General features: G+C 68.9%; 20 protein-coding genes. 16 read left to right on the forward strand and 4 right to left on the reverse strand.

Annotated elements, in window-relative coordinates; genetic code table 11:
- Window positions 1–75: 75 nt before the first annotated feature.
- Both prpB and LHU95_RS13710 read right to left on the reverse strand, forming a co-directional pair.
- Window positions 76–993 carry a methylisocitrate lyase gene (gene prpB, locus LHU95_RS13705; protein WP_248707523.1) on the reverse strand — a complete coding sequence of 306 codons (918 nt, stop codon included), beginning with the start codon at window positions 991–993 and terminating at the stop codon, window positions 76–78.
- A gap of 49 nt (window positions 994–1,042) precedes the next feature.
- Window positions 1,043–2,434 (reverse strand): sodium:proton antiporter, encoded by a 1,392-nt coding sequence (locus tag LHU95_RS13710; RefSeq protein WP_248707524.1) that lies wholly within the window; start codon window positions 2,432–2,434, stop codon window positions 1,043–1,045.
- A 134-nt stretch (window positions 2,435–2,568) separates the two neighbouring features.
- Here LHU95_RS13710 and LHU95_RS13715 point away from each other — a divergent pair, with 134 nt between their 5' ends.
- Genes LHU95_RS13715 through LHU95_RS13745 form a run of 7 tightly spaced genes read left to right on the forward strand, consistent with a single transcriptional unit; the run spans window position 2,569 to window position 8,209 of the window.
- Window positions 2,569–3,168, forward strand: a complete 600-nt coding sequence (locus LHU95_RS13715; RefSeq protein ID WP_248707525.1) for a carbon monoxide dehydrogenase subunit G — start codon at window positions 2,569–2,571, stop codon at window positions 3,166–3,168.
- Between the two features lie 8 nt (window positions 3,169–3,176).
- Window positions 3,177–4,055, forward strand: coding sequence for a MoxR family ATPase (locus LHU95_RS13720; RefSeq protein WP_248711556.1), 879 nt, complete (start codon window positions 3,177–3,179; stop codon window positions 4,053–4,055).
- Window positions 4,052–5,245: a VWA domain-containing protein gene (locus LHU95_RS13725; protein WP_349292621.1), complete on the forward strand. Its 1,194-nt coding sequence runs from the start codon at window positions 4,052–4,054 to the stop codon at window positions 5,243–5,245. The genes LHU95_RS13720 and LHU95_RS13725 overlap by 4 nt, the downstream gene beginning before the upstream one ends.
- On the forward strand, window positions 5,242–5,556 hold the full coding sequence (locus LHU95_RS13730) for an XdhC family protein (RefSeq protein WP_248707526.1): 315 nt from the start codon (window positions 5,242–5,244) through the stop codon (window positions 5,554–5,556). The genes LHU95_RS13725 and LHU95_RS13730 overlap by 4 nt, the downstream gene beginning before the upstream one ends.
- Window positions 5,553–6,227 carry an XdhC family protein gene (locus LHU95_RS13735; RefSeq protein ID WP_248707527.1) on the forward strand — a complete coding sequence of 225 codons (675 nt, stop codon included), beginning with the start codon at window positions 5,553–5,555 and terminating at the stop codon, window positions 6,225–6,227. The genes LHU95_RS13730 and LHU95_RS13735 overlap by 4 nt, the downstream gene beginning before the upstream one ends.
- Window positions 6,224–7,870, forward strand: coding sequence for a molybdopterin-binding/glycosyltransferase family 2 protein (locus LHU95_RS13740; protein ID WP_248707528.1), 1,647 nt, complete (start codon window positions 6,224–6,226; stop codon window positions 7,868–7,870). Before LHU95_RS13735 ends, LHU95_RS13740 begins: the two co-directional genes overlap by 4 nt.
- Window positions 7,871–7,927: 57 nt before the next feature.
- Complete coding sequence (locus tag LHU95_RS13745) at window positions 7,928–8,209, forward strand: cupin domain-containing protein (protein WP_248707529.1); 282 nt, start codon at window positions 7,928–7,930, stop codon at window positions 8,207–8,209.
- Here the strand turns inward: LHU95_RS13745 and LHU95_RS13750 are convergent.
- Window positions 8,191–8,652 (reverse strand): Fur family transcriptional regulator, encoded by a 462-nt coding sequence (locus LHU95_RS13750; RefSeq protein ID WP_248707530.1) that lies wholly within the window; start codon window positions 8,650–8,652, stop codon window positions 8,191–8,193. The two genes, LHU95_RS13745 and LHU95_RS13750, sit on opposite strands and share 19 nt — an antisense overlap.
- Window positions 8,653–8,721: 69 nt before the next feature.
- On the opposite strand from LHU95_RS13750, the gene hisI reads away from it, so the two are divergent.
- The 7 genes from hisI (at window position 8,722) to LHU95_RS13785 (ending at window position 14,765) form a co-directional block, all read left to right on the forward strand.
- Window positions 8,722–9,126 (forward strand): phosphoribosyl-AMP cyclohydrolase, encoded by a 405-nt coding sequence (gene hisI, locus LHU95_RS13755; protein ID WP_248711558.1) that lies wholly within the window; start codon window positions 8,722–8,724, stop codon window positions 9,124–9,126.
- Window positions 9,123–10,103, forward strand: a complete 981-nt coding sequence (locus LHU95_RS13760; protein ID WP_248707531.1) for a GTP-binding protein — start codon at window positions 9,123–9,125, stop codon at window positions 10,101–10,103. The genes hisI and LHU95_RS13760 overlap by 4 nt, the downstream gene beginning before the upstream one ends.
- Window positions 10,100–10,735 carry a GNAT family N-acetyltransferase gene (locus LHU95_RS13765; protein ID WP_248707532.1) on the forward strand — a complete coding sequence of 212 codons (636 nt, stop codon included), beginning with the start codon at window positions 10,100–10,102 and terminating at the stop codon, window positions 10,733–10,735. The genes LHU95_RS13760 and LHU95_RS13765 overlap by 4 nt, the downstream gene beginning before the upstream one ends.
- Window positions 10,732–11,607, forward strand: coding sequence for a carbon-nitrogen hydrolase family protein (locus LHU95_RS13770; protein WP_248707533.1), 876 nt, complete (start codon window positions 10,732–10,734; stop codon window positions 11,605–11,607). Before LHU95_RS13765 ends, LHU95_RS13770 begins: the two co-directional genes overlap by 4 nt.
- A gap of 10 nt (window positions 11,608–11,617) precedes the next feature.
- A complete protein-coding gene (gene lpxB / locus LHU95_RS13775; RefSeq protein WP_248707534.1) occupies window positions 11,618–12,733 on the forward strand; it encodes a lipid-A-disaccharide synthase in 1,116 nt (371 codons plus the stop codon).
- Window positions 12,734–12,856: 123 nt separating this feature from the next.
- Complete coding sequence (locus LHU95_RS13780) at window positions 12,857–13,537, forward strand: ABC transporter ATP-binding protein (RefSeq protein WP_248707535.1); 681 nt, start codon at window positions 12,857–12,859, stop codon at window positions 13,535–13,537.
- A 55-nt stretch (window positions 13,538–13,592) separates the two neighbouring features.
- Window positions 13,593–14,765 (forward strand): ABC transporter permease, encoded by a 1,173-nt coding sequence (locus LHU95_RS13785; RefSeq protein WP_248707536.1) that lies wholly within the window; start codon window positions 13,593–13,595, stop codon window positions 14,763–14,765.
- Here the strand turns inward: LHU95_RS13785 and LHU95_RS13790 are convergent.
- Window positions 14,719–14,946 carry a hypothetical protein gene (locus tag LHU95_RS13790; protein WP_248707537.1) on the reverse strand — a complete coding sequence of 76 codons (228 nt, stop codon included), beginning with the start codon at window positions 14,944–14,946 and terminating at the stop codon, window positions 14,719–14,721. The genes LHU95_RS13785 and LHU95_RS13790 overlap by 47 nt on opposite strands.
- Before the next feature lie 155 nt (window positions 14,947–15,101).
- Here LHU95_RS13790 and LHU95_RS13795 point away from each other — a divergent pair, with 155 nt between their 5' ends.
- Together LHU95_RS13795 and LHU95_RS13800 are read left to right on the forward strand one after the other, a co-directional pair.
- Window positions 15,102–16,598 (forward strand): TolC family protein, encoded by a 1,497-nt coding sequence (locus LHU95_RS13795; protein ID WP_248707538.1) that lies wholly within the window; start codon window positions 15,102–15,104, stop codon window positions 16,596–16,598.
- Window positions 16,591–18,840 (forward strand): HlyD family efflux transporter periplasmic adaptor subunit, encoded by a 2,250-nt coding sequence (locus tag LHU95_RS13800; RefSeq protein ID WP_248707539.1) that lies wholly within the window; start codon window positions 16,591–16,593, stop codon window positions 18,838–18,840. The genes LHU95_RS13795 and LHU95_RS13800 overlap by 8 nt, the downstream gene beginning before the upstream one ends.
- Window positions 18,841–18,888 lie beyond the last annotated feature (48 nt).

Here is an 18,888-nt window from a genome sequence, read left to right on the forward strand (position 1 = left end):
TGGAGTTGGGTACGCACAAAGGAAAGGGGTCTGGGGCCGCCCATCCTTGACGACGGGGCCCCAGCCGCCGGAGGCCTATTGCGGCATCGCCGTCGGGATGATGGTCCGCACCAGGCTCGCATCCAACTCTTCATATTTATGATAGCCAATCGTCTCATACAGCTCCGCGCGGGTCTGCATGCGGTCCACCGCGTTCTGCGCCCCGCCCTCGGCGGCGATCTGCGCGTAAAGCTGGTCCCAGGCCTTGGCCGCGATGCGCAGATGCGTCACCGGCCAGATCACCATGTCATAGCCCAGCGCCTGGAACTCCTCCTTCGTCAGGAAGGGCGTGCGGCCGAATTCGGTCATGTTGGCCAGCAGCTTCACGCCGGGCATCCGGGCACGGAACTCGCGGAACATCTCCACCGTGGTCAGCGCCTCGGGGAAGATCGCATCGGCGCCGGCATCGAGGTAGCGCTTGGCGCGCGTGACGGCGGCGTCCATCCCCTCAGCTGCCACGGCATCGGTGCGGGCGATGATGTAGAGGTGGCGGCGGGCGCGGTGCGCGGCGGCGATCTTCGCGCACATCTCATCGGGGCCGGCCAGCTTCTTGTCGTTCAGGTGGCCGCATTTCTTGGGCAGCAACTGGTCTTCCAGATGGACAGCCCCTGCCCCCGCATCCTCGAAGCTGCGGACCATGTGCATGACGTTCAGCGCCTCGCCATAGCCGGTATCGCCATCCACCAGCAGCGGCAGGCCGGTGGAGCGCGCCACCTGCCGGATGAAAAAACAAACATCCTCGATGGTGATCATGCCGAGATCCGGCAGGCCCATGCTGGCCGACATGGCGGCCCCCGAGAGATACAGCGCCTCAAACCCATGCTTCTTCGCGAGCAGCCCGGCGATGCCCAGATGCGCCCCCGGCATGCCCAGGATCTCCGGGCGGTCCAGCAGGGCGCGGAAGCGCTCGCCGGCGGGTTCATGGGGCAGATCGGCGCCGATCACATAGGGCATGGGCTTTGGCCTTCCTCTTGGATACCCCAGCTTTAGCCTGCCCCGTCGCTCAGAAGAAGATCAGGGTCACCAGCACAAAGAGCGGCACGAGGAAGATCAACGCCCAGGCGCAATAGCCGAAGAAGGAGGGCATGCGCACGCCATTCTCCTCGACGATGGCCTTCACCATGAAATTGGGCGCATTCCCGATATAGGAGTTGGCCCCCATGAAGACGGAGCCCGCCGAAATCGCCACCAGCGTGGCCGCCCCCTGCGTCATCAGGTAATTCGGATCGCCGCCGGCCAGGTTGAAGAAGACCAGATAGGTCGGCGCATTGTCCAGGAAGCTAGAGAGCACGCCCGACATCCAGAAATACACCCAGGGGATGGGGGCGCCCGAGGCATCGGAGGTGAGCGCCACCAGCCCCGCCGCGGAGCCCTCGGCACCCGCCTTCAGGATGGCCAGCACCGGCCCCATGCAGAGGAAGATGGCGGCGAACAGCTTCGCGACCTCGGCCATCGCACCCCAGGCGAAGCCATTGGCCTCGCGCAGGGCGTTGGAGGTGATCAGCATGGACACCAGCGTGACGGCCAGGAAGATGCCGATGGCGACAATCCGCTCCAGCCCCAGGGTCTCGCTGAGGATTTGCACATCGCCCGGCTTCCAGACGCCCTGGATCAGCACGCCGAAGACCACCACGCCGATCAGCCCAACATTGGGCCAGCCCTCGATGCTGAGCTTCTCATGCGGGGTGGCATCGGCCGGGCGCTTGGGTTCGCGGGCATGGAGGATGCTGTCCAGCGCGTAGAAGATCGCCAGCAGGATCACGGCGCAGAACAGGAAAGGCAGGAACAGGTGCGTCGTCGGCCAGAAGAAGGAGACGCCTTTCAGGAAGCCCAGATATAGCGGCGGGTCGCCGATCGGCGTCAGGCTGCCGCCGATGTTGGACACCAGGAAGATGAAGAAGACGAAGATATGCACCTTGCGCGTGCGGTGCTGATTGGCCCGCAGCACTGGCCGGATCAACAGCATGGAGGCGCCCGTCGTGCCCATGACACTGGCCAGCACCGTGCCGATGGCCAGCAACGCCGTGTTGGTCAGCGGCGTGCCGACCAGCGTGCCGCGCAGCAGCACCCCGCCCCCCGTGGTGTAGAGCGCCAGCAGCAGCACGATGAAGGGAATGTATTCCTGCACCAGCACGAAGGTCACTTCCTGCGCCGCCATCGCCGGGCCGAAGATGATCAGGAAAGGCAGCAGGAAGATCGCCCCCCAGAAGGCCGCCACCTTGCCGTAGTGATGATGCCAGAAGCCCGGCGTCAGGATCGGCATGAGCGCGATGGACAGCAGGATGCCCACAAAGGGCAGCGTCCAGACCAGGCCCAGTTGCCGCCCGTCAATCGCGGCGGCCTCCGCCGGCAGGGCGAGGCAGGCGAGGAGGAGGGCAAGGCTGGCAGCGCGCAAGATGAAGCTCCCGTCAGATGACTTGGCTTCCCCGGAAATCCCGCCCGCGTCAATGACCCACGGGGTGGCGCCCAGGGGGGTTTGCGCCGCGCCAGCCACGCCCCTAATAACGGTGCATCTGGCGGAGTACTCCCATGGAAATGAACGGCGAACGGCATATTGCCGCCCCGCGTGAACTGGTCTGGCAAGCGCTGAACGACCCCGAGGCGCTGAAAGCCGCCATTCCCGGCTGCGAATCCATCGAAAAACTGTCCGACACCGACCTGACGGCCAAGCTGGCCATCAAGATCGGCCCGATGGCGGCCAAGTTCTCGGCCAAGGTGAAGCTGGAAAACCTCAACCCGCCCGCCAGCTACACCATCAGCGGCGAGGGCAATGGCGGGGCCATGGGCTTCGCCAAGGGCGGCGCCGATGTGGCGCTGGAGGAAGTCAGCCCCACCGAGACCATCCTGCGCTATTCCGTGAAGGCGCAGGTGGGCGGCAAGATGGCCCAGTTGGGTGCGCGGCTGATCGACAGCACGGCCAAGCAGATGGCCGACCAGTTCTTTGACCGTTTCGCCGCCGCCCTGGCGCCCAAGCTGGCCGGCGCACCCGCTGCCCCCGCCGCACCCGCGCCGGCCGCCATCTCGATCTTCTCCCTCATTCCCTCGGAGTTCCTGGGTATGCCTCTCTTCTTCTGGCTCGGCAGCGGCGCGATGCTCTGGGTGCTCTACCTGATCTTCCTCTCCTCGTGAGCAAGCCGATGCCGGCGGATGTGGCCGCAACGGCCGGGATGCTGGCGGCGGGCGGCTATGTCGCGGACACGGCCCTCGCCACCACCGTCCATCTGGCGCTGCGCATGGGCCGGCCGCTGTTTCTCGAAGGCGAGCCCGGCACCGGCAAGACCGAGATCGCCAAGGTCCTGGCGGCGCAGCTCCCGCGCAAGCTGGTGCGGCTGCAGTGCTATGACGGGCTGGATCTCTCGGCCGCGGCCTATGAGTGGAACCATGCGCGCCAGCTCATGGCCATTCGCCTGGCCGAAGTCGCCGGCAATGTCGCGGATATCGAGACCTCCATCTATGACCGCCGCTACCTCGAATCCCGCCCTTTGCTCCAGGCGCTGGAGGGCGAGCCCGCCGTCCTGCTGATTGATGAGCTGGACCGCGCGGATGAGCCCTTCGAGGCCTTCCTGCTGGAGGTCCTGGCCGATTTCCAGATCACCGTGCCTGAGCTCGGCACGCTGAAGGCCGCAACGCCGCCGGTGGTCATCATCACCTCCAACCGCACGCGCGAGGTGCATGACGCCATTCGCCGCCGCTGTCTGTATCATTGGGTGGATTACCCCGATGCGGCGCGGGAGAAGGCCATCCTGGCGCTGCGCGCGCCCGCCGTCTCGGCCACTCTGTCCGCCCAGGTCGTCGCCTTCGTGCAGAAGCTGCGCGAGGGGGATTACTTCAAGCTGCCCGGTGTCGCCGAAACCATTGACTGGGCCAATGCGCTGACCGCGCTGAATGCCCGCGAGCTGGAGCCGGCTTCAGTGGATGCCACCCTCGGCGTCCTGCTGAAATACCAGGATGACATCGCCAAGCTGAAGGGCGAGGAGGCCGCCCGCCTGGTGGCGGAAGCGCGCGACAGCGCGTGATTCCGCCCCGGTCAGACCTGGCCTTTCCGTCCGAGCACGCCCTCGCACCCAACCTGCTGGCCTTCGTGCGGCTGCTGCGCCGGGCGGGCATGCAGGTCGGCCCCGGTGATGCGCTGGGGGCGGCCGAGGCGCTGACGCTGGTGGAACTCGGTGACCGCCGCAGTGTGCGCGCGGCGCTGAAGGCCACGCTGCTGCGCCGCCACGAACAGACCGAAATCTTCGCCGCCGCCTTTGACCTCTTCTGGCGCGACCCCGAGCGCGCGAATGCGGCCGCGGCCTTCGCCCTGATGGAGGCGCAAAAGCCCGAGGAAAAATCCAAGCCCGGCGGCCGCCGCATCGCCGAGGCCATGGCGGGCGACCGCCCCAAGCCCCCGCCGCCCACGCCGGAGGAACAGCCCCGCCAGCTCGACGCCGCCATGACGGTCTCCGAGCGCGAGCGGCTGCAGACCATGGACTTCGAGGCGATGAGTGCGGCCGAAATCAACGCCGCCAAGCAGGAAATCCGCCGCCTCGTCCTGCCACTGGATGAGCGCCCGACGCGCCGCTTCCGCACCGACCCCTTGGGCCCACGCGTGGACATGCGCGCCACGCTGCGGGCCACCACCCGCAATGGCGGGGATTTCCGTGCCATCCTGCGCCGCCGCCGCATCACCCGCCCGCCGCCGCTGGTCGCCATCTGCGACATCTCCGGCAGCATGGCGCGCTATGCGCAGATCCTGCTGCATTTCCTGCATGCGGTGACCAATGACCGGGAGCGCGTGCACAGCTTCCTGTTCGGCACGCGCCTCTCCAACATCACCCGCCAGCTCAAGCACCGCGACCCCGAAATCGCCTTCGAGATGGTCTCCCACATGGTGCCAGACTGGTCCGGCGGCACCCGCATCGGCGAAGCGCTGGAGGATTTCAACCAGCATTGGGGCCGCCGCGTGCTGGGCCAGGGGGCCGTGGTGCTGCTCATCACGGATGGGCTGGACCGCGAGGGCGGGCGGGGCCTCGCCGAAGCGACGGACCGGCTGAAACGCTCCTGCCGGAAGCTGATATGGTTGAACCCCCTGTTGCGATACGCGGGCTTCCAACCCAAATCCCAGGGCATCAAGGCGATGCTGCCGCATGTCCATGAATTCCGCCCGGTCCATAACCTCGCCAGCCTGCGCGAGCTGATCGAGGCCCTAGGGGAAAAGCGCCGATGACCGAGGATATTCTGGCGACCGCCGCCGCCTGGGCCGCCGAGGGCGAGCAGGTGGCGCTGGCCACCGTGGTCGAGACCTGGGGCAGCAGCCCGCGCCCGGCCGGCTCCATGCTCGCCATCACGGCGTCCGGCCGCATGGCGGGCTCGGTTTCGGGCGGCTGCATCGAGGGTGCCGTGGCCGATGTGGCCAAGCAGGCCATGGCCGATGGCCGGCCGCAGCTGCTGGATTTCGGCATCTCGGATGAGCGGGCCTGGGAAGTGGGTCTCGCCTGTGGCGGCAAGCTCAAGGTCTTCGTGGAAAAACTCGGATGACGCCGGAACTTCTCGCCCGCCTCCAGGCCGCCCGCGCGGCACAGCGCCCCGTCGTGCTGCTGACACGCCTGAGCGATGGCGAACAGCATCTCTGGCCCGAGGATGCACTGCCGGGTGCCTTGGCCGATGCCGCGCAGCAGGCACTGAACTCGGACCGCACCGCGCAATTTCCGCTGGATGGGGAGGCCTGGTTCCTCCAGCCGCACAACCCGCCCTTGCGGCTGATCATCGTGGGCGCCGTGCATGCCGGCCAGGCCCTCGCCCCGCTGGGTGCCGCCATGGGCTTTGCCGTCACCGTGATTGACCCGCGCGGCAGCTTCGCCACCAGCGAGCGCTTCCCCGGTGTCACCCTCAACCATGACTGGCCGGATGAGGCGATGGCGGCACTCGCCCCCGATGCCCGTACCGCCATCGTGACGCTGACGCATGACCCCAAGCTGGATGACCCCGCGCTGGACGTGGCGCTGAAAAGCCCCGCCTTCTACATCGGGGCACTCGGCAGCAAGCGCACGCATGCGAAGCGCGTCGAGCGCCTCACGGAGCTCGGCCATGACGCCACCGCCATCGCGCGCATCGCGGCCCCCGTGGGCCTCGATATCGGCGCGGTGACGGCGCCTGAGATTGCGCTCTCCATCGTTGCGCAGATCGTCGCGCGCAGGCGTGGCAAATGATTTTCGGCCCCACGCCGCTGGACGAAGCCGAGGGCGCCATCCTCGCCCACAGCGTTCGCCTCAAGGATCGCGCCATCAAGAAGGGCACGGTGCTGGATGCGGCCGCCATCACCGCCCTGCGCGCCAGCGGCATGGCCGAGGTGATCGCCGCCCGGCTCGGCCAGGGCGATGTGCCGGAGGATGAGGCGGCCAGCCGCATCGCCGATGCGCTGATGTCCCCCCTGCTCGCCCGCAGCCGCGCCGCAACCGGCCGCGTGAACCTGCTGGCCGAAACCGCCGGGCTCTTTGTCGTGGATGCTGGCATCATTGACCGGCTGAACGCGCTGGATGAGAGCCTGACGCTGGCCACCCTGCCCAATTTCAGTCTGGTGCAGCCGCGCGAAATGCTGGCCACCATCAAGGTCATCCCCTTCGCCGTGCCCGGTGGTGCGCTGGGCGTGGCGGAAGCCCTGCTCCGCCAGCACAAGGTGCTGACGCTGCACCCCTTCCGCCCGCTCAAGGTCGGTCTGGTGCTGACCGAATTGCCCGGCGTGAAGGAAAGCGTCATGGAAGGCGCGGTCGAGGTGACGCAGGCGCGCATCGAGGCGCTGATGGGCAGCCTGCTGCCCGTCGAGCGCGTGCGCCACGAAACCGCCGCGACGGCCGAAGCACTGCGCCGCCTGCTGCGCCAGGGCGCCGAAATGCTGCTCATCGCGGGCGCCTCCGCCACGGTGGACCGCCGCGATGTCGGCCCCGCCGCCATCGTCAAGGCGGGCGGGCGGATCGAGCATTTCGGCATGCCGGTGGACCCGGGCAATCTGATCTGCCTTGGCGCCGTCGGGGAGATCCCGGCCCTGGTCCTGCCCGGCTGTGCCCGCAGCCCCAAGCTGAACGGCTTTGACTGGGTGTTGCAGCGCCTCTTTGCCGGGCTCCCCGTCCATGCGCGGGATGTGATGGGCATGGGCGTCGGCGGCCTGCTCAAGGAGATCGAGACGCGGCCCCTGCCCCGCGCCAAGGCGCCGCAGACCGCTCCCCTCGCCTCCGCGCCGCGCAAGCCGCGCCAGGTGGCGGGCCTGGTGCTCGCCGCCGGCCGCTCCCGCCGCATGGCGCCGCTGAACAAGCTGCTGGTGGCCGACACCAAGGGGGTCGCCATGGTGACGCGCGTGGTGGACAACGTCATCGCCAGCGGCGTCCGCCCCGTGCTGGTCGTCACCGGCCATGAGCGCGAACGCGTGGAGGAGGCGCTCTCCGGCCGCCCCATCATCTTCGTCCATGCCGAGGATTACGCCGAAGGCCTCTCCGCCAGCCTGAAAGCCGGCCTCGCCGCCCTGCCGCCGGAGCCTGAGGGCGTCCTGATCGCCCTCGGTGACATGCCGCTGGTGGAACCGGGCGTGATGGCCCGCATCCTGGCCGGCTTCGACCCGGAGGAAGGCCGCGCCATCGTGCAGCCCACCTTCCGCGGCAAGCAGGGCAACCCGGTGCTCTGGGGCCGCGAATTCCTGCCCGAGATGATGACCATCACCGGCGATGTCGGCGCGCGGCAATTGGTCGGCAAGCATGCCGACCGGCTGATCGAGGTCGAAGTGGCCGATGACGGCGTGCTGCGCGATTTTGACACGGTGGATTCGCTGAAAGGCGCGCCCGGCTTCGGCGGCAAGAAATAGCGGCTTCTTGCCACGCCCGCCCCGCGCTACCTTGCCTCAGCCCAGGAGGATGCCCCGATGACGCCGACCGAATTCGAAGCCGCCCTGCTGCGCGATGGTTTCAGCGCCGAAACCCGCGCGATCGAGCCTGACCGCGTCACACCCGAGCACAGCCACCCGTTTGACGTCCGCGCCCTGGTGCTGGAGGGCGAGATCACCCTCTCCAGTGCCGGGGGCAGCCGCACCTACCGCCCGGGCGAGGTCTTCACCATGGCGGCCGGCTGCCCGCATGCCGAGGCGGTGGGGCCAACTGGCGTGCGCAACCTGGTGGGCCGGCGGCATCAGGCGCCGGCAGGCTGAGAGCAGCGCGCGCAGACGCCCTCCACCTCCACCGTCATCCGCCCCGGCTTGAAGCCGGCGCGCGCAGCCGCTGCCTCCAGCGCATGGGCCACGGCGTGGTCGGTCAGTTCCGTCGTGGCGCCACAGGTGCCGCAGATCAGGAATTGATGCTGGTGGTCATGCCCGGCATGGGCGTGCCCGGCCTCCACACAGGGCAGGAAGGCGTTCAGCCGCTCCAGCTTGTGGATCAGGCCCTGCTCCAGCAGGAAATCCAGCGCGCGATAGACGGTGGGCGGGGCAGCCACCCCGCGCTCCTCGCGCAGGCGGTCCAGCAGGGCATAGGCGCCCATCGGCTGCTCGGCCGCCAGCACCAGGCGCAGCACCTGGCGCCGGAGCGGGGTGAGTTGGGCGCCGCGCGCCGCGCATTGCCCGGCCGCACGGTCCAGCGTCGCTTCCATATCCATCGGGGGCCTCACTTGCGGTTGCTGGATGCCATATAGTGCTCCGACATGGCCAGCACCCCTCCCCCCCTCATGATCCCGGATGAAGCGGCGCGCGCCCGCATCATCGCGGCCGTGCGCTTTGATGCGCGCGGCCTGGTTCCCGCCATCGCGCAGCAGCATGACACGGGCGAGGTGCTGATGATGGCCTGGATGAACGCCGAATCGCTCAGCGAAACTCTCGCCACCGGCCGCGCCTGCTATTTCAGCCGCAGCCGGGGCGGGCTCTGGCGCAAGGGCGAAAGCTCGGGCCAGGCGCAGGCCGTCATGGATCTGCGGCTGGATTGCGATGGCGATACGCTGCTGCTGCTGGTGGACCAGACCGGCGTCGCCTGCCACACCGGGCGGCGCAACTGCTTCTATTTCGCGCCCCGCGCGGGAGAATTGGTGGAAATCGCCCAGCCCCTGGTCAGCCCCGAAAGCCTCTACGGCGCATGAGCCAGACGCCCGTCACGCTGCTCACCGGCTTTCTCGGCGCCGGCAAGACCACCCTGCTGAACCGCCTGCTGCGCGAGCCCGAAATGGCCGGCACCGCCGTGCTGATCAATGAATTCGGCGAGATCGGCCTCGATCACCTGCTGGTGGAGCGGCTGGATGAGGATGCGGTGCTGCTCGCCGCCGGCTGCCTGTGCTGCACCATCCGGGGCGATCTCTCCCGCGCCCTCAGGGATCTGGCGCAACGCCCGCAGCCCATCGCGCGCGTGGTGATCGAAACCACGGGCCTGGCCGACCCCGCCCCCATCCTGCAAACCCTGATGAGCGACCCGCTGCTGCTGCGCGACTACCGGCTGGATGGCGTGGTGACGCTGGTGGATGCCGTGCATGGCATGGCCACCCTGGATGACCAGCCCGAGGCGCTACGCCAGGCGGCCGTGGCGGACCGTATCGTCATCACGAAAAGCGACCTCGCGGACCCCGCACCGCTGCGCGCGCGGCTGGCGGCGCTCAACCCGATGGCGCCCATCCTGGTCGGCGAGGTTTCGGCCGCCCAACTCATCCATTCCGGCCCCTTTTCCAGCGACGGCAAGCTGCCGCAGATCACCGACTGGATCGCCGCCAGCAGCCATCACCACCACCATCACCAGCACGACGTAAACCGCCATGATGCCCGCATCCGCGCCCTTTGCCTGCGCTTCGAGGCACCACTCCCCTGGGAGGGGCTGGCCAGCTACCTGGAAATGATGGCGATGACGCAGGGCAGCCACATGCTGCGCATGAAGGCCGTGCTGAACCTGCAAGGCCAGCGCGGCCCGGTGGTGATGCATGGCGTGCAGCACAGCTTCCACCCGCCCCGCATGCTGGAATCCTGGCCCGCGGGGGATGACCGATCGAGCCGCCTCGTCTTCATCCTGCGGGACCTGGATCCGCGTGTGGTGGAAGATGGACTGCGCGCCTTCCTGGACGCCGCCGCATGAAGGTCGAGACCGTCACTGGCCCCGCGCTGCTGCCGCATGTCTCAGCCCTCGCTCGGCTGCGCGGCGCGGTTTTCGCCGAATGGCCCTACCTCTATCAAAGCCCGCCCGGCGAGGAGGAGCGTTACCTCCGGCACTATATCGAGGGCGAAGGGGCGGCCATCATCCTGGCGCGCGACGGCGTGGAGATCGTGGGGGCCGCCACCTGCCAGCCCATGGCCGCGACGCACGGCCCGGTGCGCGCCTGCTTCGAGGCCGCCGGCCGTAACCCCACGGACTACGCCTATTTCGGCGAATCCGTGCTGCTGCCGGCCTATCGCGGCCAGGGCATCGGCGTCGCCTTTTTCGCGGCGCGGGAGGCGCATGCGGCGAGCCTCGGCCTACCCTGCTCCACCTTCTGCGCCGTGGTCCGCAACGTGAATGATCCACGCCGCCCGGCCAGCTACACGCCGCTCGATGGCTTCTGGGGCAAGCGCGGCTACACGCATCATCCGGAACTCTCCTGCGTCTTCGACTGGACCGAGATCGGCGACGGCAAGCCTTCGCCGCATGCGCTCTCCTTCTGGATCAAGCAGCTCGGCCGCGATCGCCCCGGCGCCCTTCCGCCGGGGCATCCATCGCAGGCCCCGACATGATGCGCCTCGCCACCCTCGCCTGGCCGGTGGAACCCACGCCGGATGTGGCGGCCTATGCCGCGAAGCTCGACCACTGGGCCGCTGAGGCGAAGCGCGCCGGCGCGGATCTGCTGCACATGCCCGAATATGCCTGCGTGGAACTGGGGGCCGCACTCGCCGGCGGCGCGCCGGATGCCGCGACTGAGCTGCGCGCCATGGTGGATCAGGCCGGGCCCATCCTGGCGGCGATGCGCGAAGCCGCCCGCCGCCACGCCCTCTGGCTGCAACCCGGCACGCTTCCCATGCGGGATGGCGCGCGCATCGTGAATCGCGCGCCGCTGATTGCGCCGGATGGCAGCCTCGCCTTCCAGGAGAAGCGCCAGATGACGCGCTTTGAGGATGAGCGCTGGGGCATCTCGCCGGGTGCGCCGCCCAGCGTGTTCCAGACGCCCTGGGGCCTGATCGGCATCGCCATCTGCTATGACGCGGAATTCCCCAAGCTGGTGCGCGCCCAGGTGGAAGCCGGCGCCTGGCTGATCCTGGTGCCGACCTGCACGGACACACTCCATGGCTTCCACCGCGTGCGCATCGGCGCCGCCGCCCGCGCCATGGAAAACCAGTGCTTCGTGGCCCTCGCCCCCACCGTGGGCGGCTTTGCGGCCTCGGTCGCACTCGATGAAAATCACGGCGCCGCCAGCGTGTTCGGCCCGGTGGATCGCGGCTTCGCCGAGGATGGCGTGGTGGCCGCCGCCGCCCTCGACGCACCCGGCCTGCTGATCACCGATCTCGATCCCGCGCGGCTGGAGGCCGTGCGCGCCGATGGCGCCGTGCGCAACCACCACGACTGGCCACGCGCGCCCATCCCCCGCCCCCTGCCGGCGGCCTTCGCATGATTCCCCGGGCATGCTCCGCATGATGCTCTACCTCGCCGCCGGCGAAGCCTCGGGCGATATCCTGGGAGCGCGGTTGATCGCGGCCCTGCGCGCGCGCGACTCCAGCCTGGAATTCGCCGGCATCGGCGGCGAGCGCATGGCCGAGCAGGGCTTCGCCTCGCTGTTCGACATCAGGCAATTGGCGCTGATGGGTGTGGCGGAGGTGCTGCCCAGCCTGTTTCGCCTCAAGCAGCGCATGGAGGAAGCGGTGGCCGACATCACTGCCCGCCGCCCGCGCCTGATCATCACGATTGACAGCCCCGGCTTCACCTTGCGCCTCGCCGCGCGGGTGAAGCATCTGGGCATTCCCGTCATCCATTACGTCGCCCCCCAGGTCTGGGCCTGGCGGCCGGGGCGGGTGAAGAAGATCGCGCAGTGCGTGGACCGCATCCTCGCCTTGCTGCCCTTCGAGGCGCCGATCTTCGAAGCCGCCGGCATTCCCGTGGATTTCGTCGGCCACCCCATCCTGGAGAGTGAGGCCGCGCATGGCGTGGCCGAGCATGCGCCCGGTGATGGCCGCCGCCTCATCATCATGCCCGGCAGCCGGCGCGGCGAGGTTTCGCGCCTGCTGCCCATCTTCGCCGAGACGCTGAAGCGCCTGCCCGGCGATCTCCATCCCATCATCGGCCTGGCCGGCACGGTGGAGGAGATGGTCCGCGCACGCACTGCCGAATGGGGACGCCCTGTCAGCCTGGTGCGCAGCCCGCAGGACAAGGCAGATGCCTTCGCCGCGGCACGGGCGGGGCTGATCAAATCGGGCACCTCCTCGCTGGAAGCCGCCGTGGCCGGGCTGCCGCATGTGATCGGCTACACCTTCAACCCGATCTCCAACGCCATCATCCGGCAGTTGCATCTGGTGAAATATGCGAGCCTCGTGAACCTGCTGCTGGATGAACCGCTGGTGCCCGAATTCCTGCTGCACCAATGCAGGCCCGAAGGGCTTGCGGCCGCGCTGCGCCGCCTGATCGAGGATGACGAAGCGGTGGCGCGCCAGCGCGAGGGCTTCACCCGCGCGCTGGCGCGGCTGCACCCCGAACATGGCCTGCCCAGCGAAGCCGCGGCCGATGCCGTGCTGCGGCAGCTGTGAGCCTGGCGCAACCCGGCCGCAGTGCCGCGCGGCCGCACCAGCGAAGCCGGAACCTGGCCGGAAATCGCAGCGGGGGCGGATTTCCCCCCTTCGCTTTCGATGAAACGGGCTTAGCCTTGTTCCATGCTTGAGCTACGCGGCATCACCAGGCGATTCAAGATCGGCCCCACCGAGCGCACGGTGCTGCACGGCATTGACCTCGACCTCGCCGGGGGCGAGCTGGTGTCGCTGATGGGGGGCTCTGGCTCGGGCAAGACCACCTTCATGAACATCGTCGGGCTGCTGGACCGGCCCAGTTCGGGCAGTTATCGCATCCGGGGCGAGAATGTGCTGGCCGCCCAGGCGGATGCGCAATCGCTGATGCGCAACAAGATGATCGGCTTCGTCTTCCAGCAATTCTTCCTGATGCCGCGCCTCAATGCCTGGCGCAACGTCGCACTCCCGCTGATGTATCGCGGCACGCCGGAGGGCGAGGCCCGCCGCCGCGCCGAAGCCATGCTGGAGCGCGTGGGGCTGGGCCAGCATCTCAACCATGTGCCCAACATGCTCTCGGGCGGGCAGAAGCAGCGCGTGGCCATCGCCCGCGCCCTGGTGGGCGAGCCCGCGGTGCTGCTGGCCGATGAGCCGACCGGCGCGCTGGACCCCATCGTCAGCCGCGAGATCATGGGCCTGTTTGAGGAGATGAACCGTGATCTGGGCGTGCTGGTGCTGATCATCACGCATGATCCGGGGGTTGCCGCGCGCTGCCGGCGCCGGCTGATGCTGACGCAGGGCCATCTGGCCGACCAGACGGTGCTGGCATGACCGCCCCCGATCGCTGGAGGGCGCTTGCCCGGAGGCGTGAATCGGTGGCGCAAACATGATCCGCCAGACCCTCATGGAAGCGGCCGGCAATCTGCTGGCGGCCTGGCAGCGCAGCCTCCTCGCGCTCATCGGCATCGTGGTGGGCGCGGGGGCGGTGATCGCCATGCTGCATGCCGGCACGATGGCGCGGCAGGAGACCATTCGCCAGTTTCGCCAGATGGGGACGGATACGCTGATCCTGCGCGCCGACAGCCCGCAGGGCCTGGGCAATTTCCGCCTGGGCGACATTGAATCCGTGCCCGCCATGGTGCCCACCGTGGGCGAGATCGCGCCCTTCATGATCGGCGGCGGGCCGGTGACCTATGAGGGGCAGACGCGCAATGCGGGCTTCATCGGCGCCACGGGCAGCTTCGCCGATGTGGCACGGCTGCCCATGGCGGCGGGGCGGTTCCTCTCCCCGCATGACCGGTTTGAGCTGCATGCCGTGCTCGGCTCCGACCTCGCGCAGCAATTATCCACCCCCTTCTCGGCGATCCGCGTCGGCTCGCAGATTCGCGTCAGCCGCTACATCTTCACCGTGATCGGCGTGATCGAGCCCGTGCTGATGAACCCGATGCTGCCCATGGATGTGAACGGCACGCTGTTCATCTCCTTGCCCAATGCGCGCCGCGTCATGGCCGTGCCGCAACTCTCCATGGCGGTGGGCCGCCTGCGCGGTGAGGCCGATCCCGAAATCGCCACGCAGCAATTGCAGCAGCATCTGGGCCCCGGGCTGCGCGACGCGACGCTGAATGTGCTCTCCGCGCGGCAATTGATCGCCGGCATGAACAACCAGGTGCGGCTGGTGGCGCTGCTGCTGGGGGCCGTGGGCAGCATCGCGCTGGTGCTGGGCGGTGTCGGCGTGATGAACATCATGCTCATGTCCGTGACGGAACGGCGGCGGGAAATCGGCATCCGGCTGGCCATTGGCGCGCGGCGCCGCGATGTGCGGCGGCTGTTCCTCAGTGAGGCGCTGATCCTCTCGGTGCTGGGGGCGGCGCTTGGCGTGGCGCTGGGCTTTGCCGGCGGCGTCGGCTTTGCCTGGATGTCGGGCTGGCCCGTGCATTTCTCGCCCATGGCGGCCCCGCTGGGGGCGGGCGTCTCGCTCGCCGTCGGGGTGTTTTTCGGCTTCTACCCGGCGGTCATGGCCGCGCGGCTGGATCCGATCGAGGCGCTGCGATCGGAGTGAAGCGGGAGGGCTCCGGCAGGGCGATCGGCGGATCGCCGGTGAGTTCCATGATGGCGGGCAAGGGCGGAAACTCGGCCTGGACCGGCGCGTAGCTGGCCCCCGTCACCTGCTGGCGCAGCGCGCCGGGCGGCGCGCAGGCGGGTGCCAGGAGGATGAGCAGCAGCGGGGCACAACGCATCATGCTGGCAGCCAACACCATGCGGCGGGGTAGGTCGAGAGGGGCCGCCGCCGATCGGGCCGATCGGTGCTACCCATCGGCGCGGAGCGGCGCATGGCTTGCGGTGCGGGTGCCCAGGGTGAGATAGTTGAGCGGTCACGAAAACGGAGCAGGCCAGGATGAAGGGAGGTGTTGCGATCCTTGCCGCGATGCTGGCCCTTGGCGCTGGCCCGGCCCTCGCGCAGCGTGAAGCGGCCGCACCGCGCGAGCGCCCGGCGCCGCGCGCCAACACCACCATGCCCTCGACCCATATGCCCGAGGGCAGCATCCCGCTGACCCTGCCCGAGGCCGTGTTTCTCGCGCTGCGCAGCAACCGCGCCATCCGCAGCCAGTATCTGCAGCGCGTGGCGGACCGGTTTTCGCTGCGCGTGACCGAGGCCACCTTTGATCCGCGCTTCGGCGTCAGTGGCGGCATCACGCGCTCACGCACGGGCAACACCAACCTCACGCAGACCACGCTGGGCCCCGTGGTGAACATCGCGACGCCCACGGGCGCGCAATTCCAGTTCGGCTGGCTCGGCGTGCAGAGCAATGCGCGGGGTGCGTCCCCCAGCGGCCAGGCGCGCGCGACCTTCCAGGTGATCCAGCCGCTGCTGGCCGGCGGCGGCATCGATTACGCCATGGCCCCCATCCGCATCGGCCGCATCCAGGAGGTGAACAGCCAGCTCCAGCTGAAATCCCTGGTGATTGACCAGATCAGCCAGACCATCGCGGGCTATCGCACGCTGCTCCAGGCGCAGGAGCAGCTGCGCATCTCGATCGAGGCGCTGCGCCGCGCACGCGAACTGGCCAGCGTGAACCAGGCGCTCTTCGCCGCGGGGCGCCTCGCACAGGTCGAACTCATCCAGGCCGAGACCAGCATCGCGCAGCAGGAGCTGGCGCTGCTCGGCGCGCGCAACCAGCATGCGGCAGCGCGGCTGGCCTTGCTGACGCTGCTGGCGGTGAACCAGAACCAGATGATCTGGGCGGTGGAACGCCCGGCCGCCCAATCCGCCCGCGTGGACCCCGCGCGCGCCCTGGCCACCGCCGCCGCCAACCAGCCCGAATATCTGCGCACGCTGCTGGCGGTGGAGGTGAACCGCATCAACCTCGATGTCGCGCGCAATCAGCGGCTTTGGGATGTCTCGGTGGTGGCGGGCACGGGGCTGGCGGCGCAGCGGGCCGAGATCGCACGCACGCTCGGCGCCCTGGCCGAGGTGCGCAATGATTTCAACATCGGGCTGCAATTCAACATCCCCATCGGCCAGATCGCGCGCGAACAGCCCGAGGTGAATGCCACCATCGCGCTGCGCCAATCCGAACTCGCCATCGAACAGGCGCGCGACCGGCTGCGCCAGTTGGTCGAGGATACGACGCGCAACATTGATACGCTGCGCCGCCAGGCCGAGCTCGCGCGCCGCGCGCGTGAACTTGCCGGGCTCCAGCTGGAGGCGGAGCTGATCAAGCTGCAGGCCGGGCGTTCCTCCAACTTCCAGGTGGTCTCCTTCCAGGGCTCGCTGCAATCGGCCGAGAGTGCTGAGCTGGCGGCCGTCATCGCCTATGCCAATGCGCTGACCCAGCTGGACCAGGTGCTGGGCACCACGCTGGACACCTGGCGGATCTCGCTGAATGACTGATCTTCGCGGGTTTTCGGCCGAGATGACGGCAGCCCCCGCCTTCCATGACCTGGCCCGGCTGGCCGCCATTCTCTGCGCGGCGCCGGCCGCCTATGTGGCGCTGCTGAACACCACGCAGCAATGGATCATCGGCGCCGAGGGCATGCAGCCCGCCACGTTGAATTGCCCGCGCGAACACGCCTTCTGCGACGAGACCCTGGCGCGGGACGCGCTGACCGAGATCGAGGATCTCTCGCAGCATCCGCGCTTCGCCAACCACCCCCTGGTGACGGGCGAGGAAGCGATCCGCTTCTATGCCGGCATGCCCATCCGCAGCATGACGGGCGAGGCGCTCGGCACCATCTGCGTGCTGGACCATGTGCCGCGCCAGCTGACGGAAGCCCAGCGCGATGGCCTGGCCAGGCTCGCCACCCGCGCCACGGCGGAGCTGGAATTGCGCCGCCAGACGGCCGAGCTCCAGGGGATGAGTGCCAGGCTCGCCGAAAATGAAGCGGCGCTGCGCGGCCTGAATGAGAGCATCTCCCTCGATTACCGCCGCGCGCTTGATGTGATGACCGATGGCGTGCTGGCCATCGGCCCGGATGCGCGGGTGATGACGGTGAACCCCGCCGCCGCCCGCATGCTGGGCATTGATGCGCAGGAGGCGATCGGCCAGAGCATCGCCCTGCTGCTGAGCGAGCGTGACGGCACGGATGATTTCATTGACGCCGTGCTGGCACCCTTGCAGGCCGAGGGGCCGCAAGGCCGCCGCACGCTGGATTTTCCGGGCGAACGCCGGCTTTCCGTCGAAGCCAGCGCCTGGCGCGTGCAGAGCGGCCCCTTCGCCGGGCGCCCGGCCATCACCGCCGTCTTCGCCGATGTGACCGAGAATGAGCGCCTCCAGGCCGAGCTCGCATCGCAATACACGCAGTTGCAGGATGCCTTCCTGAAGCTGGAAAACTCGGCCACGCGCTCGGCCCTGATCACGCGGCGCATCGCGCTGTTGCGCATGGCGGCGGTGGTGGCGGCCTTCCTCGGCGTCTTCGGCGTTGCCGCCTGGACGTGGTTTTCGCCGGGTGAGCCGGATGCCTTCGCGGCGGGCGCGCCCGGCGGCGTGGTGACCATGACGGCCAGCGCGCAGCCGATCAGCGCGCGCATCGCGGTGGTGGGCGTGCTGGAACCCGGCGCCAATGTCAGCGTCGTCGCACCCTATGACGGCACCGTGCGTGAGCGGCTGTTCCGCTATGGCGGCGCGGTGACGCAGGGCGATGTGCTGCTGCGGATGGATCGCGGCGAGGTGGAAACCCGCCTGCGCGAGGCGCGCGCCGCCGAAATCCGCGCCCGCCAGCGCGTCGAGGAATTGCGCGGCTGGGCGACCGGCTTCGAGGCTTCCCGCGCGCGGCGCCAATTGGCCGGGGCCGAGCTGGAGACCAGCAATCTGCGCGCCCGCGTGCAGCAGAGCGCGATGCTTCTGAGCCGCGGCATCATCCCGGCGGAGGAGCATCGCAACCTCATCCAGCAGCAGCGCAATCAGGAGCTGCAATTCCAGGCGGCGCAGCAGGACCTCGCGGCCACGCTGGATCGTGGCAATGAGCTGCATCTGCGCACCGCCGAACTCGAACTCGCCAATGCCGAGACGCGGCTGCGCGAGATCGAGAATGACCTCGGCAATTCCGAATTGCGGGCCCCCGTCTCGGGCGTCGTGCTCATGCCGCCGGAAAACCAGGGCGGCCAGCAAAGGCGGGAGACGATCGAAGTCGGCTCACGCGTCAGCCGCGGGCAGACCATGTTCGGCATCGGCGATCTGGCGAGCTTCCTGGTGCGCGGCCAGGTGGATGAGATTGACGTGAACCAGGTGCGCCCCGGCCAGAATGTGACCGTGACGGGCGATGCCTTCGCGGGCGAGGTGCTGACCGGACGCGTCGCATCCGTGGCCGCGCAGGCGAGCGCCGAGCAGGGGGGGATGGGGCGCGGCATGCCGAATTTCGCCGTCAGCATCGCCATCACCGACCTGACGGCCGAGCAGCGCGCGCGCCTGGCCGTCGGCATGTCCGCCAGCCTCGCCATCATCACGCATGAGCGCGATGACGCGGTGGTGATGCCGCCCAACGCCGTGCGCGATGAGGGCGGCACGCGCATCGTCCGCGTGCGGGAAGGCGGGCGGATCGTCTCTCGCCCCGTCACGCTCGGGATCAGCACGCCCGAGGGCGTGGAAATCCGCACCGGGCTCTCGCCCGGCGATGTGGTGGTGCTGCGCGAATAGCCTGCGATCGTGTCAGGCGCACTTCAGCCTGAAACGTGAATCGTCGGC

Source organism: Sediminicoccus sp. KRV36 (genome assembly GCF_023243115.1).
Classification (GTDB): Bacteria; Pseudomonadota; Alphaproteobacteria; order Acetobacterales; family Acetobacteraceae; genus Roseococcus.